Here is a 21589-nt window from a genome sequence, read left to right on the forward strand (position 1 = left end):
ATCCGGTGGCTACGTCGACGGCGAGGAGTTGAACCGGCATGCAGTGTCCGAAGTGTCACGCCATGATGCACACCTACAACCGCAACGGTGTCCAGATCGAGCAGTGCAGCGGCTGTCGCGGCATCTTCCTCGACTACGGCGAGCTGGAGGCGCTGACCCGCCTGGAGTCCCAGTACACCGCCCAGTACGGCCAGGTGCCCCCGCCCGCCGCGCCCCCGGCGCCCTACCCGGCCCAGCACGCGGCCCCGGCCCCCGCCTGGGGCGCCCCGCACCACGGCGGTCACGGCCACGGTCACGGCCACCACCACCGCGGCGGCTTCGGCCGGATGCTCTTCTCCTCCTGAGCCCGGCCCGAGGAACGACGGAAGCCCCGGCCGTCGAGACGGCCGGGGCTTCCGGGTGGTGCGCGATACTGGGATTGAACCAGTGACCTCTTCCGTGTCAGGGAAGCGCTCTCCCGCTGAGCTAATCGCGCGGGACTACGGTGCGTAACCGCAGGTCAAGCAGGTGGTGCATGATACTGCGTGCGCGATACTGGGATTGAACCAGTGACCTCTTCCGTGTCAGGGAAGCGCTCTCCCGCTGAGCTAATCGCGCGGGGATCCTTGCGGACCAGTGGACGATACTGGGATTGAACCAGTGACCTCTTCCGTGTCAGGGAAGCGCTCTCCCGCTGAGCTAATCGTCCTTGGAGGTGGAGACGGGATTTGAACCCGTGTAGACGGCTTTGCAGGCCGTTGCCTCGCCTCTCGGCCACTCCACCATGGAGCTGCGGGGGGTCATCGGGAAGAGATCCCCCACTTCGAGCGGACGACGAGACTCGAACTCGCGACATCCACCTTGGCAAGGTGGTGCTCTACCAACTGAGCTACGTCCGCAGGTCACCGTGTTCGCTCCGGGGTTTTGCCCCTTCGCTCCCTGGCGACGTGTTGAACTCTAGCGGATTCCCGGGCCAGCTCAAAAACGCGTTTCCGCAGCGTGCTGCCGCTCGATCACCACCGGTCACCCGCCGGTCACCTCACCGGCGCCGCCGCGTCACCGGTCATAGACTCGCAGCCGTGCACGACCTGCCTCCCATGGCCCGCTTCGGCGGCCTCCTCGCGACCGACCTCCGAGACGTCACCAGCGACCCTGGTGCCCTCGACTCCACCGGCTTCTGGGCGGTGGCCGCCGACTTCGAAGGCCGGCTCGTCTGCGCGCGCTTCGGGGACATACGCCCCGACCCCGTGCCGGCGCCCGTCCCCGGCGCCTGGCGCGGCCCCGATGCCGACCAGTGGACCTCCTCGCTCGACCGGGCCGAGTACGTCGCCGGTGTCCGCCGCGTCCGCGAGTACATCGCCGCGGGCGAGGTGTACCAGGCCAATCTCTGCCGCGTGCTGTCCGCGCCCCTGCCCGACCCGGACGGCGCCGATGTCGACGCCCTGACCGCACTGCTCGCGCGCGGCAACCCGGCGCCCTATGCAGGAACGATTCGGCTGCCCGCCCACGGCGTGGAGATCGCCACCGCCTCCCCGGAGCTGTTCCTGCGCCGCACCGGCCGCCGCATCGACTCCGGCCCCATCAAGGGCACCGGCCGCACCGTCGCCGACCTGCTGCCCAAGGACCACGCCGAGAACGTGATGATCGTGGACCTCGTGCGCAACGACCTCGGCCGGGTCTGCGCCACCGGCTCCGTCACCGTCCCCGAGCTGTGCGCCGTCGAGGAGCACCCGGGCCTGGTCCACCTCGTCTCCACCGTCAGCGGACAGCTCGCCGACGGCGCAGGCTGGCCCGAGCTGCTCGCCGCCACCTTCCCGCCCGGCTCCGTCACGGGCGCGCCCAAATCCTCCGCCCTGCGGATCATCGAGGCCCTGGAGACCGCCCCGCGCGGGCCCTACTGCGGGGGCATCGGCTGGGTCGACGCCGACCAGGGCACCGCCGAGCTCGCCGTCGGCATCCGCACCTTCTGGATCGACCGCGAGGCCCCCGGCGGCCCCCGCCTGCTCTTCGGCACCGGCGCCGGGATCACCTGGGGCTCCGACCCCGATCGCGAGTGGGCGGAGACCGAGCTGAAGGCCGCCCGCCTGCTGCGGGTAGCGTCGGGCACCACCCCTGAGGTCACCGGCACCCAGGGGACGAACGGGATGAGCGGAGGGACCGTACGGTGAGAATCTGGCTCGACGGAGCACTGCGGGACGTCGACGGGGCGAAGGTGTCCGTCTTCGACCACGGGCTGACCGTGGGTGACGGCGTGTTCGAGACGCTCAAGGCGGAGCACGGCCGGACCTTCGCCCTCACCCGCCACCTGGAGCGGCTGACCCGCTCGGCCCGCGGCCTCGGCCTGCCGGACCCCGACCTCGACGAGGTGCGCCGGGCCTGCGCGGCCGTCCTGGAGGCCAACCCGATGGAGCGCGGCCGGCTGCGCGTCACCTACACCGGAGGCGTCTCCCCGCTCGGCTCCGACCGCGGCGAATCCGGGCCCACGCTGATCGCCGCCGTCGCGGAGACCCCCCGCCGCCCCGACACCACCGCCGTCGTCACGGTGGACTGGGTCCGCAACGAGCGCTCCGCCGTCGCCGGCCTGAAGACCACCTCGTACGCCGAGAACGTCGTCGCGCTCGCCGCCGCCCACCGGGCCGGGGCCTCCGAGGCGCTCCTCGCCAACACCGTCGGGCGGCTCTGCGAGGGCACCGGCTCCAACGTGTTCGTCGTGCTCGACGGGGAGCTGCACACCCCGCCTCTGGCCTCCGGCTGCCTCGCCGGCATCACCCGGGCCCTCGTCGTCGAGTGGTCCGGAGCCAAGGAGACCGACCTGCCGTTCGACGTGCTGGCACAGGCCGAGGAGGTCTTCCTGACCTCCTCGCTGCGCGACGTCCAGGCGGTCGTACGGATCGACGGGCGCGAGCTCGCCACCGCCCCCGGGCCGGTCACGGCCGAGGCGATGCGGCTCTTCGACGCCCGCTCCGCCGAGGGCATCGACCCCTGACCCCTGTCGTTCGGGCTGTGGGGCGGGTAGAACTCGACTGATGACCACCACCCTGCGGCCGAGCGGTCCGCTTCAGCAGAGCAGCGACGGGGCGCGGACGCGCCCGTACGAGATCCGCGTCAACAGCAGGCGCGTCGGCGCGCTGCTGCTGGCCTCCGACACCCCCTTCGGGCCGACGGTCGGGGAGATCCGCGATCTGGCCGTCGACGAGCCCGACCGGCGGCGCGGCCGTGCGACCGTCGGGGCGCTGGCCGCCGAGGAGGTCCTGCGCGGGTGGGGCTGCCGCCGGGTCCGGGTCTCCGTCCCGGCCGACTCGCCGGGCGGGCTGCGCATGGCCGAGGCCCTCGGGTACGCCGAGTACAGCCGCAACATGGCCAAGGACCTGCCGGCCGAGCCGCCCGTACTGCCCGAGGGGGTCGTCGGCCGCCCGATGACCGGCGTCGAGTACGAGGTCTGGCTCGCCCGGGCGAAGGAGGCCTACGCCGAGAGCTGGATCAGCCGCGGCCTGTCGGCGGAAGCCGCCCACGCCAAGTCGGCGGCCGACCACGACAGCCAGTTGCCGCAGGGCCCGGCCACCCCCGGAGTCGCCCTCCGCGTCCTGGAGGCGGCCGGCACCCCGGTCGGCACCCTCTGGCTCGCGCCGCTCGGCGGGGACGCGTACGTCTTCGACGTCCTGGTCGATGCCGAGCACCGGGGCCGGGGCCACGGCCGCCACCTGATGCTCCTCGCCGAACGCACGGCCCTCGCCGAGGGACACCGCGTGCTGGGCCTCCACGTCTTCACCGGCAATACCCCGGCCCTCAGGCTCTACGAGTCCCTCGGCTACCGGCCGACCGGTTTCAACTACGCGAAGGAGCTGATCTAGGAGGCCAGCAGGCGGTCGGCGATCTCCTCGATGCGGGCGCGCAGCCCGTCCTGGCTCTTGCCGCCGTCCAGGCGCTCGCCGTCGATCACGTACGTCGGGGTGCCGGTCACGCCGATGGCCTTGCCCTCGGCCTGGTCGGCGTCGACGATCAGGATGTGCCGTCCGTCGATCAGGGCGGTGTCGAACTCCTCGACGTCGAGGCCCAGTTCACGCGCCACGTCCAGCAGCACCGGCTCGCCGCGCTCGGCCAGCTCCGCGGTGCGCGCCAGCACGGCTTCCGCGTAGGGCCAGCCCTGACCCTGCTCCACGGCCTCCTCGGCGGCCTGGGCCGCGGCGAAGGAGTGCTTGTGCTTCTCCAGGGGGAAGTGGCGCAGCCGGATGTCCAGCCGGTCGCCGTAGCGGGCCCGCAGGGCGCGTACGTCGTCCAGGGCGCTGTGGCAGTCCGGGCACTGCAGTTCGCACCAGACGTCGAGGATCACGGAATCGGTCATGCGGACAGTCTCCCAGCCCCCGAACCCGTGGCCGACCGGGACCTGGGGAGGAGGCGGACCCGGAGATGTCCCGGAGATCGGCTTGAGGGAGCCCGTGGACCTGGCCGCCGCGGCGGGGGCCGGTGCAGGATGGATAGGGACAGACCGCCCACTCCTGGAGGACCGCATGCTCGCCGAGACCATCTTCTCCGCGGTGTCCGCGGCGGGCCTGGGCATCGCCGCGCTGACCGCCTACCGCAAGCGCTTCCTGACCGCCGCGCGGATCGCCGCGTACGCGCTGGTGCCCGTCGGCCTCGTGATGACGGGCGTCGTGGAGTGGGTGTCCGGGATGGTCTTCAAGCCGACCGTCTGGGCCGGCTTCGGACTGCTGGCGCTGGCCTGGCTGCTCTTCGTCACCACCCGGGCCATCGAGCGCCGCGGCCGCGGCAAGGCGGTCCAGGCCGGCCCGGCGCAGGAGGCCGTCGCCCCGGCCGCGTCCGCGCCGTCCCTCGGTGCCGGCGCCGGGTCCCGCCCCCAGCCCGCCGCGCGCCGGAAGCCGCAGGCCGCCGACGGCGGGGAGGACTTCTCCGACATCGAGGCCATCCTCAAGAAGCACGGCATCTGACCGCGACCGACCCGGGGAGCGCCAGGTCCACAAGATCGGGCGAACTACCGCCCCGATCTTGGCGTGTTGGGACACGGATGGCGGTGCGCTGCGCCATCATCGGCCCGACATGCTCGACACATCGCAGAGTGAGCCGTCGGTGCCCGTTCCGACGCCGGTCCCGACGCCCGTCCCCGAGGAGCCGAGAGGCTGTCTCTTCGCGCTCTCCCAGCCACCCCTGATGATCTTCCTAGCGGTGATCGGCACCCTGCTGCTGCTCGCCGCCGTGCACGACCTCTTCCTGCTCTGACTTGCGCCGGGCCCGGTACGCCGCCACGTGCAGCCGGTTCCCGCAGGTCCGGCTGTCGCAGTAGCGGCGCGAGCGGTTCCGGGAAAGGTCCACGAAGGCGCGCCGGCAGTCCGGGGCCTCGCAGCGGCGCAGCCGTTCCGTCTCGCCGGAGACCACGATGAAGGCCAGCGCCATGCCGCCGTCGGCCGCCAGGTGGTCGCCGACCGAGGCGCCGGGCGCGAAGTAGTGGACGTGCCAGTCGTAGCCGTCGTGGTCGGTCAGCTGCGGAGTGGTGCCGGCCGTCGCCACCAGCTCGTTGATCAGTACGGCCGCCGCACGGGAGTTCGGCGCGGCGAAGACCTGGGCGAACTTGCCGCGCACGGTCCGTACGCCGGCCAGGTCGCGGGCGCCGAGCTCGCCGACGTCGCTGATCGAGTACTCGTGGACGAAGCCGCGCAGCGCGCTGATGTCCGAAAGTCCGTCGGGCTGGTCCGTCTCGGCCGCGGTGTTCACCAGCGCGACGACGACGTCGAGCGCGCGACGGGTGTCGTGGGGGATCTGCACGGGGTCTCCCTCAGGGGCCGGGCCTGCGACGACGGTCCTGTGCCGTCGCTGGGGGCCGACTCTAGCGGGTCCCTCCAAAGGGGGGTGCCCACGCACACCGGCGCCGTCCACGCGGGTGGCTCCCGCGAGAACAGCGCCGGCCGTGCCGTATGTGGTTGTCCGGCCCACACCGTCGCCCCGAGTCGGACGGTGCCGGGCGGTCAGTCACTCGTTGGGGCTGGCTCAGCTTTCGGCCAGGATGTGGGAGAGCTCCTTGTCGAGGTCGAAGTGCCGGTGTTCGGTCCCGGGTGGGACCGCGGCGTCCGTCCGCTTGAGGAACGACTCGAGTGCTCGGGCGGGTGCTTCGAGCAGTGCTTCTCCCTCCGGTGAGCTCAGGGCGATGCAGACGACGCCCTGACCGTGGCTGCGGGACGGCCAGACGCGGACGTCGCCGGTACCGGTGGGCCGGTGGAGGCCCTCCGCGAGGAGGTCGCGGGCGAATACCCATTCGACCGTCTCCTCGGCGCCGGTGTGGAAGGTGGCGTGCACGGCGTAGGGGTCGGCCGTGTCATACCGCAGGCCCGCGGGAACAGGCAGTGAGGACTCGCTCGACACAACGAGGCGCAGGTGCAGCTCGCAGCTGACCGTGGTGTTCATAAGCGCCAGGGCCTTTCGCTCAGTGTGCGCTCGGGGATTCGCACGTCGGCGAAATCGACATGCCACCTACGGTGCCGTTGTAAACCCCTCTGACCGTTTTGCGGACCTCTGGGTCCCTCGTACGGCGGATCCAAACCACCATTCACGTGTGCTTCCGGCTCCGGTAGATTCGACCCCATGAATACGGGGAGTGACCGCGGGGCCGACGAGTCCACAGCCGACGAATCCACCAGCGAAGCCGTGGAACCGGCGCCGCACGTATCCAAGGCGCCGGCCTTCATCAAGGCGCGCCGGAGCCTGCACCTGAGCTGGCAGGTCGGCGTCTTCGTCGTCGGCCTGGCCGTCATCGCCGCCGGCGTCGCGATGCTCGTGCTGCCCGGCCCCGGCTGGGTCGCGATCTTCGCGGGCCTGGCGATCTGGGCGACCGAGTTCGCGTGGGCGCACCTCGTGCTGCGCTGGACCAAGCGCAAGGTCACCGAGGCCGCGCAGAAGGCGCTCGACCCGAAGGTCCGCCGCCGCAACATCATCCTGACCAGCGTCGGCCTCGTCATCGCGGGCGCGCTGATCGGCTTCTACCTGTGGAAGTACGGGCTCGTCCTGCCCTGGAACCTCAAGGACCAGTGATGGTCACGGAGCACCGCTGACATGCGGTAATGTTTGCGGTGCGTCCGGGCGATTAGCTCAGTGGGAGAGCACTTCGTTCACACCGAAGGGGTCACTGGTTCGAACCCAGTATCGCCCACCCGGACCAGAGGCCCGGAGACTTTCACAGTCTCCGGGCCTCTGGCGTTTCCGCACCCTCAGGGGCTCGGCGGCGTCAGCGGAGGCGGCCGAGGGCGTCCCGCAGGCGCCGGGCGTCGCGCAGCCGCTTCTCGTACGTCGCCCCCACCGCGAGCAGCAGCAGGCCGGCCAGGGCCGGCGGCACCCAGCGCGGGAGCGCGCCCGCGACCTGCACCACGTACGGGGCCAGCTCGTGCAGCGCCACCGCCGCCAGCACCGCCCCGCCCAGCACGAGCGGAGCCTGGAGCCGCCGCCGGGCGCCCGCCAGGGTCACCGCCAGCGCGGCCAGACCCAGCAGCAGCGGGCGCAGCCAGTGCCCGATCCCGGCCGGAGAGCCGCCCAGGACCGCCAGCAGGCTCGGCAGCAGGGTCGCGGCCAGGCCCGGTCCGTATGCCGTCCACGACGAGGCCCGCGGGTCCCGGCGCCGCCGCAGGAGCCCCACCGCGAGGGCGGGCACCGTCACCGGCAGTGTGTACGCCTCCGGGGTCGTGACCCCGGAGTCGGCCAGCCGGACCCAGGTCGCCGCCACGAACAGCGCGCCCGCCGCCCAGCCGGCCGGAACCCGCCGGTCCTCGCGCACCGCCGCCCCCGCACAGATCACCCCGGCCAGCGCCAGGACCAGCGCCAGGGTCCCCGTCCGGCCCGCCGACAGGGCCAGCGCCAGCAGCCCGGACACGGCCGCCGCGATCTCGGCGGGCACCCGCACACCGCCCAGCCGCGGCCCGAGCGCGGCCACCGCCGCCGGGACCGCCAGCACCGGCAGCGCCCACCAGACCACCGCCAGGTCCGCCGCCGCCCCCGACGCGGCCAGGAGCGCCGTGGCGTACCCGACGGCGCACACGGCCGCCCCGGACCGGATCGGGCGCGCGGCGGTCCCGTACGCCGCCCCCGCCGCGCAGCACGCCCCCAGCACGCCCCACACCGCGAAGGTGGCCGCCCGGCCGTCCAGCGCGCCCAGGGACACGTTCGCGGCGCCGACCAGCGCGCATCCGGCCGCCACGATCCCGGCCCCGCGTGCCGTGGCGCGCAGGGCGAGGACCCCCGCCGCCCCCGTCACCGCGAGCTGCGCCGCGAACACCGCCGCCACCGGGAACCCGAGCAGCTCGGGCGCCGTGAACAGCCCCGCCCAGGCCAGGACCCCCGCCGCCCCCGCGGGCTCCGGCCGCGCCAGCGCCCTCGACAGCCACCCGGCGGCTCCCGCCGTGACCAGCAGGATCACCGGGACCGCCGCGCCCGGCCAGTACGGGTCCGCGGCCGGGGTGGTCCCCGCCCACACCTCGTTCAGCACCCGGATCCGGGCCAGCAAGGTGGGCGCCACCGCCGAGGCGCCCGCCAGCGCCGCCAGGGCGGCCACCACCGCACCCGCCCAGGCCAGCCCGCGCCGCACCGGCGCCGGGAGCGCGGGGACCCGTACGGCCGCCAGCAGCGGCAGCGCCACCAGCAGGTGCACCACCACCGTCCAGGCCGGATCCAGACCCTGCCGTGCCACCCCGCCGACGGCCACCACCGCCGCGAGGCCGCCCGCCAGCGCGGCCGCCCAGGCGCGCGGCTCCCGCCGGGCCGCCGCCGTACCGAGCGCGGCGCCCGCCAGCAGCAGCGCCGCCGGGGCCAGTGCCCCGCCCGCCGACCCCGCCGACCAGGACTCGGTCACGCCGGTCAGCAGCGCCCCCGCGCCCAGCACCGCCGCCGGGACGGCCGCCACCCGGATCCGCAGCGTGAGGGCCGCGTCCAGCGCCGCCGTCGCCAGCAGCGCCCAGCCGATCTCCAGCGGCCCCGCCTGCGCCGCCAGCGCGGCCAGCGGCAGCGGGAACTGCGCCGCCAGCACCGCGGCCGGCAACGGGATCCGCAGCTTCCGCAGCCCGGCGCCGTACGCCGCCCACGCCGCCGCCAACACCGCCGCCGCCCCCGAGGCGTACGCGGTGGCGTCCGTGTCCGGCATCCCGACCGCGTAGAGCGCGTACGCGTCCAGCACCGTCAGCAGCAGACCGACCGCCGCCACCGACTCCGCCGTCGACCGCAGACCGCGGCGCAGCAGCACCGCCGGGGCGGCCAGCGCCGCCGCCGTCACCGCGGCGAGCACCGCCGAGCGCCCGGCGATCCCCAGGGAGCCCCAGCTCAGCAGCGTGAAGGCCAGCGCGGCCACCGCGAGCAGCACCGCGCCCAGGGTGAGCAGCACGTTCTGCGCGCTCGGGGCCGAGGCCTCCTGCGCGGACGCGTTCGGTGCGGCGGGCCCGGGAGGTGCCCAGACGGGAGGGACCGGCAGGCGCAGCAGCCAGTCCCGGCGGCCCAGCAAGTACAGCCGCCGGGCATTGAGTTGGGCCAGCTCACGGTCGATGAGCGCCAGCTCTTCGGCCGGCGGCAGAGGCGTGTTCATACTGCGGAGTGTGGCGGCCGTCACGCGGTCGGGACATGGGTGCGCGTACTCAGATGTGCCGTGAGTACGCACGGTCCGGGTGAACTGGGCATACGGGGGCCCCGGTCGGGCCAGACTGGAACCATGGACCGCAGCCGCTCGGAGCGCCACGACCCCTGGGACCGGTGGAGCCGCTACCGCTTCCGCAGCGTGTGGGACCTCGACGCCCCGCCCGCCCGCGTCTTCGCCGTGCTGGAGCAGGCTGGGGAGTACGCGCACTGGTGGCCCCAGATCCGCCGCGGCGAACCCGTCGGCGACCGCAGCGGCACCGCCACCGTCCGCTCCGTCCTTCCGTACGCGCTCCGCATCACCGCCACCGAGCTCCTGCGCGACCCCGCCCACGGGGTCCTGGAAGTCTCCCTGGGCGGCGATCTCGACGGCTGGGCGCGGTGGACCGTCCGGCCGCGGCCCGGCACCGGAGCCGCCCGGACCCGCGCGCTGTACGAGCAGGAGGTCGAGGTGCGCCTGCCCCTGATGCGGTGGCTCGCGCTGCCGGGACGGCCGGTGTTCCGGCTCAACCACACCCTGATGATGCGGGCCGGACGGCGCGGTCTCGCGGCCCGGCTGGCCGCCCGCCCGGAAGCGGTTTGAACCAGCCCCGAGCCTTCTGTATTGTTCAGTCCGTTCCCGGGCGATTAGCTCAGCGGGAGAGCACTTCGTTCACACCGAAGGGGTCACTGGTTCGATCCCAGTATCGCCCACCGGGACAGGCCGGTCCGTCTGCTGACGGACCGGCCTTCCGCATGTACGGGGCCGTTCCCGGCCACGGTACTAGGCCGCCGTCGACAGGTCTCCCGGCCGCAGCGGCCAGTGCGGATCCACCGGCTCCGGCGTCCCCTGGCGGGCGAACCACGCCTGCAGCCCCCGCGCCTGCGCCGCGTGCCACACCGCCTGCAGCGTGTGCAGTTCGGCCGGCGTCAGCCGCTCCAGCCGCGCCGCGAACCGGCGCCCCACCGCCCGTACGAGCTCCAGCGAGGCCAGCGCGTCCGCCGCCGCGTCGTGCGCGCCCTCCAGCTCGATCCCGTAGTGCGCGCACAGGTCGGTCAGCGTGCGACGGCCCTTGCGGTACCGGTCCAGGTGCTTGTCCAGCACCCGCGGATCCAGCACCGTCAGCGGCCGGTTGTCCAGGTACCGCGTGAGCGAGGACGCCCGGTGCCGGCGCAACTCCCGGTCCAGCAGCGTCAGATCGAACGGCGCGTTCATCACCACCACCGGCCGGCCCGCCACCTGCTGCTCCCCGAGCGAGCGGGCTATCTCCTCCACCACCGGCGCCGGCCAGCGTCCGTGGCGCTGCAGGTGCTCGTCGGTGAGGCCGTGCACTTCCGTGGCACCCGGGGGCACCGGGATGCCGGGATTGACCAGCCAGCGCGTGGTGCGGACCCGGCCGCCCGCACACTCCTGCACGATGAGCGCGGCGGACACGATCCGGTCCTGCTCGACGTCCACCCCGGTGGTCTCCGTGTCGAATGCGGCCAGCGGGCCCTCGTACCAGCGTGTCATGGCGAACTCCTCGTCCCCGGTCGGCAGATGGGGGCGCACCGGGCCGTGCTGCCTCGGAACGTGCCACCGTTGCCCGCATCGGTGATACCCGTGCTGTTTGCCCCGTACGCCGTTTGCGGCGAGCCGGGTGCGGAGACAACATCCATGGGGGGCCGTGCACATGACCGGTCGTCACCCCACCCACCACCGAAGGCAGAGCCCGGAAGGCATGGGGAGCCGGCCATGGCGCTCGCGCAGCCCGAACCGGGCGGGGTGTTGCAGGGGCGGACCGATCCGGGGACCGGACCGCTGCGCGGCACACTCGCCACCACCGCCTGTATGGAAACCCTCCAGGTGGGATACCTGCACGCCGTCGCCGCCGCGGCCGGCTGCTCGCTCTCCCAGCCCTTTCCCGACAACGGCATCGACTGGCACGTCAGCCACGGCGCCCCCGAGCACGTCGTCGACGACGAGGTGACCATCAAGGTGCAGCTGAAGGCGACCTACCAGATACCGCCGAGACCAGCCGGGCCCACCTTCGGCTTCACCCTCGACAACGAGCACCTGGTGAAACTGGCCCGCACCCCGGTCGCCGTCCACAAGATCCTCGTCGTGATGCTCGTCCCGCGCGAGCGCGACGAGTGGCTCGCCGCCGGGCACGACCGGCTCGACCTGCGGCACTGCTGCTACTGGACCAATCTCGCCGGAACCCCTGTGACCGGCCGGCGCCGGACCACCGTACGGATCCCGACCGCGCGGATCTTCGACGACCGCGCGCTGTGCGAGATCATGACCCGGGTCGGGTCGGGAGGGACACCCTGATGAACTGGCACCCGCAGCACCTCGAACCGCTCTCGTCCCCGGAGTTCACACCGGGCACGCCCGATCCCGCGCATGTCGATCCACGGGTGCTGGGGGCGCTGCTGCACCGGCACGGGTGGCTCCGGCGCGGCGGCGCGGCCGGGCGGTACGGGCGCTGGACCCCGCCGAGCCACGCCGGGACCAGCCTGCTCGTCCCCGAGAGCCGCGGCTTCCCCGACTGCGCCGATCTGCTGGAGGAGGCGCTCACCGCGCTCTCGCGCAGCGCGCTGCCGTCCGCGCGGGAGGTGCTCTACGGGCTGAGCGTGCCGAGCGACGAGATCCGCTGGGAACGGGAGATCCCGCGGGGACCGTACGGGCTGCGGGGCGACGCGGCGTGGACGGTGCAGGAACAGCTGCGCTCGGCCGCCCGGCAGCTGCTGCTGGCCGGGGCCCTCGCCGACCGGGCCAGGGCCGGCTACTACGGGGCCCGGCACCGGGCCCAGGCCGAACGGGCGCTGGACGGGGTGCTGGTGGGGCCGGCCCCGGGCGGGCGGCGGCTGACGGCGTTCGTGCCGGTGGACGGCGGGCGGGGGACCGTGACGCGGCTGCACCAGGCGCTGCACGCCGCCCGCGAGGCCGTGGACTACCAGCGGGCCACGGGAGGCATGGAGGCCTTCGACGCCGCCGTGCAGGCGGGGGTCAGCCGGGAGCTCGCCGATGCCCTGATCGCACTGGTGCGGGGCTCGGAGGGGGCCAGCATCGCCCTCGCGTGGGCGCCGGCGGCGGGGGTGCCGGCGGGGTGCGCGGCCCGGCCGGAGCCGGTGGAGTTCTCGCCGGGCGACCTCCCGGTGCTGCGGGAGGCCGCCGCCCGCTACACCCGGGACGAGCCGGCCGTTCCGGTCCGGATCGCGGGGGCGGTGGTCCGGATGCGGCGCTCGGCGGCGGGCGGCGGGGGCACTGTCCGGGTGCGGGTCCTGGCCGGGGCGGAGGTCCCGTACGTCCGGGCGGCGCTCGGCGAGGAGGCGTACCGGGTGGCGGTCCACGCGCACCTGGCGGGACTGCCGATCCGGGTCAGCGGGCGGTTGCAGCGGCGGGGCGGCTTCCGCCGCTTGGCGGACGCGACGGATGTGACCCCGGTCCCGCTGGACGAGGTCGAGAGGGACCGGCTGATGAAGTCGCTGGACGAGGCGTTCGACCCGACCGATGTCCTGCCGGACGTCGACTAGGCCCCGCCGCCTCAATCGCCGGCGAGGCTGAATGGGCCTGCGGCCCGGCGGCCCCGCGCGGCTCAAAGACCGGGGCTCCGCCCCGGACCCCGCTCCTCAATCGCCGGAGGGGCTGGGGTTGGGGTGCGGCCCGGCTGGCTCGCGCGGCTTAAAGATTGGGGCTCTGCCCCGGGCCCCGCTCCTCAATCGCCGGAAGGGCTGGGTTGGGGTGCGGCCCGGTGGGCTCGCGCGGCTTAAGGATCGGGGCTCTGCTCCGGGCCCTGCTCCTCAAATCGTCGGAGGGGCTGGGATGGCGGCCTGATGGGTGAAGGCGGCCATGAGCAGGCCCGGGGTGGGGGAGAAGTCCGGGCCGCGGGTGAAGCCCAGGCGTTCGTAGAGGGACACCGCGGGGGCGTTGGCGGCGCCCGTGGTGACCTCGACCCGGCGGCCCGGGAAGAGCTCGGCCAGTGCGTGGCGCAGCAGGAGGGAGGCGACGCCCCGCCGGAACCAGGCCGGGGACACGCAGAGGCGGTCGATGCAGACAGCACCGCCGGCCGCCTCCTCCCAGGCGAGGAAACCGGCCAGGTCCCCACCGTCGGAGACGGCGCCCACCCAGTTCAGGGCATGCGCGCGCATCTCGGCGAGGCTCTCCGCCAACGCGGGTATGCCGTCGAAGCCGATCAGCTCCGCCTCCACGGCGTAGGCGGCCCGCCCGAGCCGGTACACGGCGTCCGCGGTGGCCTCGTCGGCCAGGTCCAGCGAGCGGATCTGCGTGCTCGGCATACGGGGTCCCTCCGGGGAAGACGGCTGGCGGGCTCCACGCTACCCGCGGGCGCCGCCGGTACCGGGTCTCAGGGGTGGGGCGGGGACACTCCGGGGCGTCCCCGCAGGCCGAGCGAACCCACCGCCGGGTCCTGGCCGGTCCGGCTCAGGGTTCGCGAGCCGAGGAGACGCCCCGGAGGGGCCCCGCCCCACGGCCCGCCTGCCCCCACGAGCCCCGGCCGCCCCGGACCACGCATCCCTGCGTGCTCCGGCCGCGCCGCTGCCGGGCCACCCGGGCCCGGCCGGCCGCATCCCACAGGGCCACACCGCACAGGGCCGCACCGCACAGGGCCGCGTCGGGGTGCGGGCGGAGCCCGGCGGGGGAGAGGGGGCTGGGCGGGCCCGGAAAGAACCGTTTAGCGGCGCAGCCACTCCGCTCGGTACGATTCAGGCGCGCAGTGTTCGCTCGCGCACCCCCTGAGTCAGGAGAGACCGGTGTCAGACGTCCGTGTGATCATCCAACGCGATTCCGAGCGGGACGAGCGCGTGGTGGCCACGGGCACTACGGCGGCGGAGCTCTTCGCCGGCGAGCGCACCATCGTCGCCGCGCGCATTGCCGGGGAGCTCAAGGACCTCGCGTACGAAGTGAAGGACGGCGAGACCGTCGAGCCGGTGGAGATCTCCTCCGAGGACGGCCTCAACATCCTGCGCCACTCGACCGCGCACGTCATGGCGCAGGCCGTGCAGGAGCTGTTCCCCGAGGCCAAGCTGGGCATCGGCCCGCCGGTCCGGGACGGGTTCTACTACGACTTCGACGTCGCGAAGCCCTTCACCCCCGATGATCTGAAGACCATCGAGAAGAAGATGCAGGAGATCCAGAAGCGCGGGCAGAAGTTCGCCCGCCGCGTGGTCTCCGACGAGGCGGCCCGCGAGGAGCTCGCGGACGAGCCGTACAAGCTGGAGCTCATCGGCATCAAGGGCTCCGCGTCCACCGACGACGGTGCGAACGTCGAGGTGGGCGGCGGCGAGCTGACCATCTACGACAACCTCGACGCCAAGACCGGCGAGCTGTGCTGGAAGGACCTGTGCCGCGGTCCGCACCTGCCCACCACCCGCAACATCCCGGCCTTCAAGCTCATGCGCAACGCCGCCGCCTACTGGCGCGGCAGCGAGAAGAACCCGATGCTCCAGCGCATCTACGGCACCGCGTGGCCCTCGAAGGAGGAGCTGAAGGCGCACCTCGACTTCCTCGCCGAGGCCGAGAAGCGCGACCACCGCAAGCTCGGCAACGAGCTGGACCTCTTCTCCATCCCGGACGAGATCGGCTCCGGCCTCGCCGTCTTCCACCCGCGCGGCGGCATCATCCGCCGGACCATGGAGGACTACTCGCGCCGCCGGCACGAGGAGGAGGGTTACGAGTTCGTCTACTCCCCGCACGCCACCAAGGGCGCCCTCTTCGAGAAGAGCGGCCACCTGGACTGGTACGCGGAGGGCATGTACCCCCCCATGCAGCTCGACGGCGGTACCGACTACTACCTCAAGCCCATGAACTGCCCGATGCACAACCTGATCTTCGACGCGCGCGGTCGCTCCTACCGTGAACTGCCGCTGCGCCTCTTCGAGTTCGGCACCGTGTACCGGTACGAGAAGTCGGGCGTCGTGCACGGCCTGACCCGCGCCCGCGGCTTCACCCAGGACGACGCGCACATCTACTGCACCCGTGAGCAGATGGCGGAGGAGCTCGACCGCACGCTCACCTTCGTGCTGAACCTGCTGCGCGACTACGGTCTGACCGACTTCTACCTGGAGCTGTCCACCAAGGACCCGGAGAAGTTCGTCGGCTCGGACGAGGTGTGGGAGGAGGCGACCGCCGTCCTGCAGCAGGTCGCCGAGAAGCAGGGGCTCCCGCTGACCCCCGACCCGGGCGGCGCCGCCTTCTACGGCCCGAAGATCTCCGTGCAGGCGCGCGACGCCATCGGCCGCACCTGGCAGATGTCGACCGTGCAGCTCGACTTCAACCTGCCGGAGCGCTTCAACCTGGAGTACACCGCCCCGGACGGCTCCCGCCAGCGCCCGGTCATGATCCACCGCGCGCTGTTCGGTTCCATCGAGCGGTTCTTCGCCGTGCTCCTGGAGCACTACGCGGGCGCCATGCCGCCGTGGCTGGCCCCGGTCCAGGCGGTCGGCATCCCGATCGGCGACGGGCACGTCGAGTACCTGCAGGAGTTCGCCGCCGAGGCGAAGAAGCAGGGCCTGCGGGTCGAGGTGGACGCCTCCTCCGACCGCATGCAGAAGAAGATCCGCAACCACCAGAAGCTCAAGGTCCCGTTCATGATCATCGTCGGTGACGAGGACATGGCCGCGGGCACCGTCTCCTTCCGCTACCGCGACGGTTCGCAGGAGAACGGCATCGCCAAGGACGAGGCGCTGGCCAAGCTGGCCAAGGTCGTCGCGGACCGCGTCCAGGTCTGATCCGGCAGGGGAAGGCCTCCGGGAAGTGATCACTTTCCGGGGGCCTTCCTCGTCCGCGAAGGCAAGGTCATATGCTTGCCGCCATGACGACTGAGCCGGAGCAGCAGATCGGTGTGGGCACGCAGGACGCGTTCCAGCGTCTGTGGACGCCCCACCGGATGGCCTACATCCAGGGCGAGAACAAGCCGACCGGCCCCGAGGCCGGGGACGGCTGTCCCTTCTGCGGTATTCCGGAGATGTCCGACCAGGACGGCCTGATCGTGGCCCGGGGCAAGCACGTCTACGCCGTGCTGAACCTCTACCCGTACAACGGCGGCCACCTCATGGTCGTCCCGTACCGGCACGTCGCCGACTACACCGAGCTGGACGGCCCGGAGACGGCGGAGCTCGCCGACCTCACCAAGCGGGCCATGGTCGCGCTGCGCAAGGCCTCCGGGGCGCACGGCTTCAACATCGGCATGAACCAGGGCGCGGCCGCCGGGGCGGGCATCGCCGCGCACCTGCACCAGCACATCGTGCCCCGCTGGGGCGGGGACACGAACTTCATGCCGGTCGTCGGCCACACCAAGGTGCTGCCGCAACTGCTCGCGGACACCCGGCAGATGCTGGCCGACGCCTGGCCCGTCGGCTGAGGTTGTGAACGAAAGGACCGCCCCGGGCACTGCGCCCGGGGCGGTCCTTTTGCCGTCGCACCGTCATCGCACCGTCAGCGCGCGCGGTTCTCGCGCCAGGTCCGCAGTACGTCCTCGACGTCGAACTCGGCGAGGTTCAGCGGCGGTCCCGGCGGCGGCATGCGCAGCGCCGCGCGGATCTTCTCGTTGACCTCCGTGAGGACTTCCCGCACCTGGCGCTCGGAACGCGCCGCGAGGGCCGCCTCCAGGGCGTCCTCGGCCTCCTTGCGCAGCGCGAGCGCCGGCGGCAGCGAGGAGAAGCCCTCGCGGTGCATCTTCCCCTTGATCCACCACATCTCGTCGTACGGGGCGTCGAGGGAGGCCAGCGGCTTGCCGAAGCCCGGCAGGTTCTCGAACTCGCCGCGGTCGGCCGACTCCCGGATCTGCCGGTCCACCCAGGATTCGATGTCGACGCCAGGCGGTTTGCGCTCGGTCATTTTCCCTCCTCGGGGCTCACTTCAGCCTACCCAGGCGCCCTGACTACGCGTCGTACACGTCCGCCTTGCGCGGCGCCGGCTCCTGGATGAGGCCGCTCATGATCGAGGAGCGGTTCGTGAAGCGCTCGGTGTCCACGCCGTTCTCCTCCAGCACCTTGAAGGTGGCGGTGTGCACCGACCTCAGGACCGGGGCGACGGTGCGCAGGGCGTCGTCGGCCATGAACCGGTGGCGCCACATCGAGCCCGCCCACACGTGCCGCACCCCGAAGGGCTCCGGCAGGACCAGCTTGCCGCCGAAGAAGTCCAGGATCGGCGGGAACCAGGTCAGCGGGGCGCGCACGGCGAGGCGTACGACCTCGTTGGCGTCCACCAGCGGCAGCGGGCGCTCCACGGTCTCCCAGAACCGGACGCTCTTGGGCACCTCCACCACCGGGGCCTTGGACTTCGTGGTGAACAGTCCGTGGACGGGGCCCAGGGCGTGCGCGGTGACGTCCACGCGCAGCGTCTTGTAGAGCACGGTCACCGTGACCAGCATGGTGATGACGAGCTGGCCGTCCCAGAGCGGGTACTGGATGCCGAGGTAGTGCCGGTTGCCGGCGCTGAACTGCTGCTCGTTGCAGATCCGGGTGATCTCGTGCGGCTTGATCAGGAAGGTGTCCACGTTCTCGCCGGTGGGGCGGGCCACCTCGGCGGCGCCCTCCCCGACGGGGGTGACGATCCAGTGCTGGATGGCGGCGGGCGGGAAGCCGCCGGTGTGCAGGGGGCCGCGCTCCAGCTTGCGCAGCTGCGTGTCGATCGCGCGTATGACGTCCCAGCTGCGGAAGGGGTGGATCTCCATCCCCTCGGTCTTGGGGGCGAGCTCCTCCGCCATCTGCCAGCTGCCCCAGCGGGTGCCCATGCCGAGTATGCCCTTGGGGCCCGCGTAGAAGACCTGGTTGCTACGGTCCTCCGCGGTCAGTTTGGCCAGCTGGTGGCGCAGGTCCTCCCGGGCCTTCTCGTCGGGGTTGCCGGGCACGGCCTCCGGGATCTTGGCGCCGATCCCGTCGCCGTCCAGCAGCCCGTCCCAGCGGGAGCGCAGGTCGGCGGCGGTCGACTCGCAGAGCCGGCGGGCCAGCAGCCAGCCCAGGGCCGGGGCGATGATCATGCCGCGCAGGTAGAGGCCGAGGAAGCCGGTGAAGGGCAGCCGGAACATCAGCACCGCCGCCACGACGGCGACGCCGACCAGGACCGCGGTGCCGATCCAGGACGACCGCTTGCCGTCGCCGGCGGACAGGGTCTTGCGGAGCTGGAACAGGCCCAGCCACAGCAGCAGCCCGGGCAGGAACAGCACACCGCAGACCAGCATGATCAGGCGCAGCTTGCGGTCGCGCTCCTTGCGCAGGCGGGAGGCGGCCAGGCAGTGCTCGACGACGGTCTGCGGGTCGGCGCCGAAGGACTGGATGAGCGGCTTGCGGCCGGGGCCGAGGGTGCGGGCCTCGACGGCGCGGCAGAAGGCCTCGCCGAGGCTCGGCTCGAAGAGGGATATCTTCGGCGGCTTGACCGTGGCGGCGTGGTTGTCGCTGTTGGCGTCGAGTATCGCGGCGAGCTTGGTGTCCTTGCCGCCGTCGCGGTACGCCGCGGAGGCCAGGGCGTTGGTCGCCGCCGTCTGTCCCCCGCCGCCCTGGAGGGGAATCTGCGCTCCGGGCCTGAAGTCGAATCCGTCGTCCGCCACCGCTGCCCCCATCGCTGTGCGTTCGTGCTCTTTGGTGCGCCGATGAGCCTATCGGCGGATCTCGCCCCATGGTCATGGGACAGGGAAATGCCGCCCATCGCAAGCGGGTTGGATGGGCGGCCGGTCCCGCGCCTGGTCGGCGCTATGTCAACTAGCTTCCCTTCTCGGCCTGTTCTCGCACCTTGTCCGCGATCTGTGGTGGCATGGGCTCGTGCCGGGCGTAGGCCCGGGCGAAGCGCCCGGTGCCGTGCGAGACGGAGCGCAGCTCGACGGCGTAGCGGCCGATCTCGATCTCGGGGATCTCGGCGCGCACCCGGGTGCGCCCCGGACCGGCCTGTTCGGTGCCGACGACACGGCCGCGGCGGCCGGCGAGGTCGCTCATGACCGGTCCGACGTACTCGTCGGGGATGAGGACGGCGAGCTCGGCGACCGGTTCGAGGAGGTGGATGCGGGCCTCGGCGGCGGCCTCGCGCAGGGCCAGGGCGCCCGCGGTCTGGAAGGCGGCGTCGGAGGAGTCCACCGAGTGCGCCTTGCCGTCGAGGAGGGTGATGCGGACGTCGACCAGCGGATATCCGGCGGACACCCCGCGGGCCGCCTGGGTCCGTACGCCCTTCTCCACGGACGGGATGAACTGGCGGGGCACGGCGCCGCCGACGACCTTGTCGACGAACTCGATGCCGCTGCCGGGCGGGAGCGGCTCGACCTCGATCTCGCAGATGGCGAACTGCCCGTGGCCGCCGGACTGTTTGACGTGCCGGCCGCGGCCCGCGGCCTTCGCGCCGAAGGTCTCCCGCAGGCTCACCTTGTGGGGGACGGGGTCGACCTGGACGCCGTAGCGGGTGCGCAGCCGCTCCAGGGCGACGTCCTGGTGGGCCTCGCCGAGGCACCACAGGACGACCTGGTGGGTGTGCTGGTTCTGCTCCAGCCGCATGGTGGGGTCCTCGGCGACGAGGCGGGACAGGCCCTGGGAGAGCTTGTCCTCGTCGGCCTTGCTGTGGGCCTCGATGGCGAGCGGGAGCAGCGGGTCGGGCATGGCCCACGGGGCCATAAGGAGCGGGTTCTCCTTGGCGGAGAGGGTGTCGCCGGTCTCCGCCCGGGTGAGTTTGGCCACGCAGGCCAGGTCCCCGGCGATGCACCTCTCCAGGCTGCGCTGCTGTTTGCCGAACGGCGCGGTGAGGGTGCCGATCCGCTCGTCGACGTCGTGGTCCTCGTGCCCGCGGTCGGCCAGACCGTGGCCGGAGACGTGGACGGTCTGCTCGGGGCGCAGGGTGCCGGAGAAGACGCGGACCAGCGAGACGCGGCCGACGTAGGGGTCGGAGGAGGTCTTGACGACCTCGGCGACGAGCGGGCCTTCGGGATCGCAGGTGACGGCCGGGCGGGCGGAGCCGTCGGGGGCGGTGACGGTGAGGTCGGGGCGTTCCAGGGGGGTGGGGAAGCCGCCGGTGATCAGTTCGAGGAGTTCGACGGTGCCCAGGCCCTGCTTGCCGCCGTCGGCCGCGGGGGCGGCCATCAGGACGGGGTGGAAGGTGCCCCGGGCCACGGCCCGCTCCAGGTCGTCGACGAGGGTCTTGTAGTCGATCTCCTCGCCGCTGAGGTAGCGGTCCATGAGGCTCTCGTCCTCGCTCTCCGCGATGATCCCCTCGATGAGGCGGGAGCGGGCGTCGGTGATGAGGGCGAGCTCGGCGTCGTCCGGGTCGCGCGCCACGCGCTCGCCGGAGGCGTACTCGTAGACGCGCCGGGACAGCAGGCCGAGCAGGCCGGTGACGGGGGCGTGCCCGTCGGGACCGGCGGGGCCGTGCAGGGGGAGGTAGAGCGGGATGACGGCGTCGGGGTCCTCGGCGCCGAAGATCTCGCCGCAGATGTTGGCCATCTGCGTGTAGTCGGCGCGGGCGGCCTCCAGGTGGGTGACGACGATGGCGCGGGGCATGCCGACGGCCTCGCACTCGTCCCAGACCATGCGGGTGGCGCCGTCGATCCCGTCCGAGGCCGAGACGACGAAAAGGGCCGCGTCCGCGGCGCGCAGACCGGCCCTGAGTTCTCCGACGAAGTCGGCGTATCCGGGGGTGTCCAGGATGTTGATCTTGATTCCGCCCCATTCGACGGGGACGAGGGAGAGCTGGATGGACCTTTCCTGCCGGTGTTCGATCTCGTCGTAGTCGGAGACGGTCCCGCCGTCCTCGACCCGGCCGGCCCGATTGACCGCTCCCGCGGTCAGGGCCAGGGCTTCGACCAGCGTGGTCTTGCCGGATCCGCTGTGGCCGACCAGCACGACATTCCGTACGGATGCCGGGCGGTCGGCCGCCAGTGCCCTGCCGGCGGCTCCGGATTGGTGTGATGTGGCTCCCATGGTGCTCGTGCCTCCCGGTGGTGACGGAGGAAGAAACGGGGCTCTTCGAGCTTTGCACTGCTGTCACACGGCGTCCATACGTCGTACCAGGGGGGTACTCCGGGGGTACCGGAGGTGG

General features: G+C 72.8%; 21 protein-coding genes and 7 tRNA genes. 14 read left to right on the forward strand and 14 right to left on the reverse strand.

The genetic code is table 11. The annotated features are described in order from the left end of the window. Positions 1–38: 38 nt before the first annotated feature. Entirely contained in the window at positions 39–344 is a 306-nt protein-coding gene (locus tag ACFWBN_RS21775) for a zf-TFIIB domain-containing protein (RefSeq protein WP_385178539.1), read from the forward strand. Between the two features lie 56 nt (positions 345–400). Here the strand turns inward: ACFWBN_RS21775 and ACFWBN_RS21780 are convergent. The 5 genes from ACFWBN_RS21780 to ACFWBN_RS21800 form a co-directional block, all read right to left on the reverse strand. Further along, positions 401–475 (reverse strand) — tRNA-Val (locus tag ACFWBN_RS21780). A gap of 50 nt (positions 476–525) precedes the next feature. After that, positions 526–597: transfer RNA gene (locus tag ACFWBN_RS21785), tRNA-Val, on the reverse strand. 19 nt (positions 598–616) lie between these two features. After that, a tRNA-Val gene (locus ACFWBN_RS21790) sits at positions 617–688 on the reverse strand. Between the two features lies 1 nt (position 689). Continuing rightward, positions 690–763 (reverse strand) — tRNA-Cys (locus tag ACFWBN_RS21795). Between the two features lie 42 nt (positions 764–805). Continuing rightward, positions 806–878, reverse strand: a tRNA-Gly gene (locus ACFWBN_RS21800). A gap of 180 nt (positions 879–1058) precedes the next feature. On the opposite strand from ACFWBN_RS21800, the gene ACFWBN_RS21805 reads away from it, so the two are divergent. Genes ACFWBN_RS21805 through ACFWBN_RS21815 form a run of 3 tightly spaced genes read left to right on the forward strand, consistent with a single transcriptional unit; the run spans position 1059 to position 3830 of the window. Next, positions 1059–2147 carry a chorismate-binding protein gene (locus ACFWBN_RS21805; RefSeq protein ID WP_385178540.1) on the forward strand — a complete coding sequence of 363 codons (1089 nt, stop codon included), beginning with the start codon at positions 1059–1061 and terminating at the stop codon, positions 2145–2147. After that, positions 2144–2965 (forward strand): aminotransferase class IV, encoded by an 822-nt coding sequence (locus tag ACFWBN_RS21810; RefSeq protein ID WP_385178541.1) that lies wholly within the window; start codon positions 2144–2146, stop codon positions 2963–2965. The genes ACFWBN_RS21805 and ACFWBN_RS21810 overlap by 4 nt, the downstream gene beginning before the upstream one ends. A gap of 40 nt (positions 2966–3005) precedes the next feature. Then, a complete protein-coding gene (locus tag ACFWBN_RS21815) occupies positions 3006–3830 on the forward strand; it encodes a GNAT family N-acetyltransferase (RefSeq protein WP_385178542.1) in 825 nt (274 codons plus the stop codon). Here the strand turns inward: ACFWBN_RS21815 and ACFWBN_RS21820 are convergent. Then, complete coding sequence (locus tag ACFWBN_RS21820) at positions 3827–4321, reverse strand: DsbA family protein (RefSeq protein ID WP_385178543.1); 495 nt, start codon at positions 4319–4321, stop codon at positions 3827–3829. The genes ACFWBN_RS21815 and ACFWBN_RS21820 overlap by 4 nt on opposite strands. A 166-nt stretch (positions 4322–4487) precedes the next feature. Between ACFWBN_RS21820 and ACFWBN_RS21825 the strand changes: the two genes are divergently transcribed. Both ACFWBN_RS21825 and ACFWBN_RS21830 read left to right on the forward strand, forming a co-directional pair. Next, on the forward strand, positions 4488–4925 hold the full coding sequence (locus ACFWBN_RS21825; RefSeq protein ID WP_385178544.1) for a hypothetical protein: 438 nt from the start codon (positions 4488–4490) through the stop codon (positions 4923–4925). Positions 4926–5034: 109 nt separating this feature from the next. Then, positions 5035–5214 carry a hypothetical protein gene (locus tag ACFWBN_RS21830; protein ID WP_385178545.1) on the forward strand — a complete coding sequence of 60 codons (180 nt, stop codon included), beginning with the start codon at positions 5035–5037 and terminating at the stop codon, positions 5212–5214. Here the strand turns inward: ACFWBN_RS21830 and ACFWBN_RS21835 are convergent. Both ACFWBN_RS21835 and ACFWBN_RS21840 read right to left on the reverse strand, forming a co-directional pair. Next, positions 5155–5757: a CGNR zinc finger domain-containing protein gene (locus ACFWBN_RS21835; protein WP_385178546.1), complete on the reverse strand. Its 603-nt coding sequence runs from the start codon at positions 5755–5757 to the stop codon at positions 5155–5157. The two genes, ACFWBN_RS21830 and ACFWBN_RS21835, sit on opposite strands and share 60 nt — an antisense overlap. 222 nt (positions 5758–5979) lie before the next feature. Next, a complete protein-coding gene (locus ACFWBN_RS21840; protein ID WP_030011909.1) occupies positions 5980–6393 on the reverse strand; it encodes an SsgA family sporulation/cell division regulator in 414 nt (137 codons plus the stop codon). Positions 6394–6570: 177 nt separating this feature from the next. On the opposite strand from ACFWBN_RS21840, the gene ACFWBN_RS21845 reads away from it, so the two are divergent. Continuing rightward, positions 6571–7017 carry a TIGR02611 family protein gene (locus ACFWBN_RS21845; RefSeq protein ID WP_385178547.1) on the forward strand — a complete coding sequence of 149 codons (447 nt, stop codon included), beginning with the start codon at positions 6571–6573 and terminating at the stop codon, positions 7015–7017. Between the two features lie 46 nt (positions 7018–7063). Further along, positions 7064–7135, forward strand: a tRNA-Val gene (locus ACFWBN_RS21850). Positions 7136–7210: 75 nt separating this feature from the next. Here ACFWBN_RS21850 and ACFWBN_RS21855 read toward each other — a convergent pair. Then, the gene (locus ACFWBN_RS21855) at positions 7211–9547 is read right to left on the reverse strand and encodes an SCO7613 C-terminal domain-containing membrane protein (protein ID WP_385178548.1); all 2337 of its coding nucleotides are present in this window, start codon (positions 9545–9547) and stop codon (positions 7211–7213) included. A gap of 123 nt (positions 9548–9670) precedes the next feature. Between ACFWBN_RS21855 and ACFWBN_RS21860 the strand changes: the two genes are divergently transcribed. Then, complete coding sequence (locus ACFWBN_RS21860) at positions 9671–10177, forward strand: SRPBCC family protein (RefSeq protein ID WP_385178549.1); 507 nt, start codon at positions 9671–9673, stop codon at positions 10175–10177. 38 nt (positions 10178–10215) lie between these two features. After that, positions 10216–10287, forward strand: a tRNA-Val gene (locus ACFWBN_RS21865). A 70-nt stretch (positions 10288–10357) separates the two neighbouring features. Here ACFWBN_RS21865 and ACFWBN_RS21870 read toward each other — a convergent pair. Continuing rightward, complete coding sequence (locus ACFWBN_RS21870; RefSeq protein WP_385178550.1) at positions 10358–11086, reverse strand: 3'-5' exonuclease; 729 nt, start codon at positions 11084–11086, stop codon at positions 10358–10360. Between the two features lie 222 nt (positions 11087–11308). On the opposite strand from ACFWBN_RS21870, the gene ACFWBN_RS21875 reads away from it, so the two are divergent. Both ACFWBN_RS21875 and ACFWBN_RS21880 read left to right on the forward strand, forming a co-directional pair. After that, positions 11309–11887, forward strand: a complete 579-nt coding sequence (locus ACFWBN_RS21875; protein WP_385178551.1) for a DUF4365 domain-containing protein — start codon at positions 11309–11311, stop codon at positions 11885–11887. Continuing rightward, positions 11887–13092 carry a hypothetical protein gene (locus tag ACFWBN_RS21880; protein ID WP_385178552.1) on the forward strand — a complete coding sequence of 402 codons (1206 nt, stop codon included), beginning with the start codon at positions 11887–11889 and terminating at the stop codon, positions 13090–13092. Before ACFWBN_RS21875 ends, ACFWBN_RS21880 begins: the two co-directional genes overlap by 1 nt. Positions 13093–13359: 267 nt before the next feature. On the opposite strand, the gene ACFWBN_RS21885 is transcribed toward ACFWBN_RS21880, so the two are convergent. Next, positions 13360–13854 carry a GNAT family N-acetyltransferase gene (locus tag ACFWBN_RS21885; RefSeq protein WP_385178553.1) on the reverse strand — a complete coding sequence of 165 codons (495 nt, stop codon included), beginning with the start codon at positions 13852–13854 and terminating at the stop codon, positions 13360–13362. Between the two features lie 474 nt (positions 13855–14328). On the opposite strand from ACFWBN_RS21885, the gene thrS reads away from it, so the two are divergent. Both thrS and ACFWBN_RS21895 read left to right on the forward strand, forming a co-directional pair. Beyond that, entirely contained in the window at positions 14329–16305 is a 1977-nt protein-coding gene (gene thrS / locus ACFWBN_RS21890; RefSeq protein ID WP_385178554.1) for a threonine--tRNA ligase, read from the forward strand. Between the two features lie 71 nt (positions 16306–16376). Continuing rightward, positions 16377–16937, forward strand: a complete 561-nt coding sequence (locus tag ACFWBN_RS21895; protein WP_385178555.1) for an HIT family protein — start codon at positions 16377–16379, stop codon at positions 16935–16937. Between the two features lie 74 nt (positions 16938–17011). On the opposite strand, the gene ACFWBN_RS21900 is transcribed toward ACFWBN_RS21895, so the two are convergent. The 3 genes from ACFWBN_RS21900 to ACFWBN_RS21910 form a co-directional block, all read right to left on the reverse strand. Beyond that, complete coding sequence (locus ACFWBN_RS21900; RefSeq protein WP_385178556.1) at positions 17012–17413, reverse strand: DUF1992 domain-containing protein; 402 nt, start codon at positions 17411–17413, stop codon at positions 17012–17014. A 43-nt stretch (positions 17414–17456) separates the two neighbouring features. Further along, positions 17457–19124 carry a hypothetical protein gene (locus tag ACFWBN_RS21905; RefSeq protein ID WP_385178557.1) on the reverse strand — a complete coding sequence of 556 codons (1668 nt, stop codon included), beginning with the start codon at positions 19122–19124 and terminating at the stop codon, positions 17457–17459. A gap of 151 nt (positions 19125–19275) precedes the next feature. Continuing rightward, on the reverse strand, positions 19276–21471 hold the full coding sequence (locus ACFWBN_RS21910; protein ID WP_385178558.1) for an elongation factor G-like protein EF-G2: 2196 nt from the start codon (positions 21469–21471) through the stop codon (positions 19276–19278). Between the last annotated feature and the right edge of the window lie 118 nt (positions 21472–21589).

It is taken from the genome of Streptomyces sp. NPDC059989, from assembly GCF_042736975.1.
In the GTDB taxonomy this organism is placed as follows: Bacteria; Actinomycetota; Actinomycetes; order Streptomycetales; family Streptomycetaceae; genus Streptomyces.

Coding starts and splice junctions, on each gene's coding strand:
- ACFWBN_RS21775 (WP_385178539.1), top strand. CDS start 39: ATGCAGTGTCCGAAGTGTCACGCCATGATGCACACCTACAACCGCAAC.
- ACFWBN_RS21815 (WP_385178542.1), top strand. CDS start 3,006: ATGACCACCACCCTGCGGCCGAGCGGTCCGCTTCAGCAGAGCAGCGAC.
- ACFWBN_RS21820 (WP_385178543.1), bottom strand. CDS start 4,321: ATGACCGATTCCGTGATCCTCGACGTCTGGTGCGAACTGCAGTGCCCG.
- ACFWBN_RS21825 (WP_385178544.1), top strand. CDS start 4,488: ATGCTCGCCGAGACCATCTTCTCCGCGGTGTCCGCGGCGGGCCTGGGC.
- ACFWBN_RS21830 (WP_385178545.1), top strand. CDS start 5,035: ATGCTCGACACATCGCAGAGTGAGCCGTCGGTGCCCGTTCCGACGCCG.
- ACFWBN_RS21840 (WP_030011909.1), bottom strand. CDS start 6,393: ATGAACACCACGGTCAGCTGCGAGCTGCACCTGCGCCTCGTTGTGTCG.
- ACFWBN_RS21845 (WP_385178547.1), top strand. CDS start 6,571: ATGAATACGGGGAGTGACCGCGGGGCCGACGAGTCCACAGCCGACGAA.
- ACFWBN_RS21855 (WP_385178548.1), bottom strand. CDS start 9,547: ATGAACACGCCTCTGCCGCCGGCCGAAGAGCTGGCGCTCATCGACCGT.
- ACFWBN_RS21860 (WP_385178549.1), top strand. CDS start 9,671: ATGGACCGCAGCCGCTCGGAGCGCCACGACCCCTGGGACCGGTGGAGC.
- ACFWBN_RS21870 (WP_385178550.1), bottom strand. CDS start 11,086: ATGACACGCTGGTACGAGGGCCCGCTGGCCGCATTCGACACGGAGACC.
- ACFWBN_RS21875 (WP_385178551.1), top strand. CDS start 11,309: ATGGCGCTCGCGCAGCCCGAACCGGGCGGGGTGTTGCAGGGGCGGACC.
- ACFWBN_RS21880 (WP_385178552.1), top strand. CDS start 11,887: ATGAACTGGCACCCGCAGCACCTCGAACCGCTCTCGTCCCCGGAGTTC.
- ACFWBN_RS21885 (WP_385178553.1), bottom strand. CDS start 13,854: ATGCCGAGCACGCAGATCCGCTCGCTGGACCTGGCCGACGAGGCCACC.
- ACFWBN_RS21895 (WP_385178555.1), top strand. CDS start 16,377: ATGCTTGCCGCCATGACGACTGAGCCGGAGCAGCAGATCGGTGTGGGC.
- ACFWBN_RS21900 (WP_385178556.1), bottom strand. CDS start 17,413: ATGACCGAGCGCAAACCGCCTGGCGTCGACATCGAATCCTGGGTGGAC.
- ACFWBN_RS21910 (WP_385178558.1), bottom strand. CDS start 21,471: ATGGGAGCCACATCACACCAATCCGGAGCCGCCGGCAGGGCACTGGCG.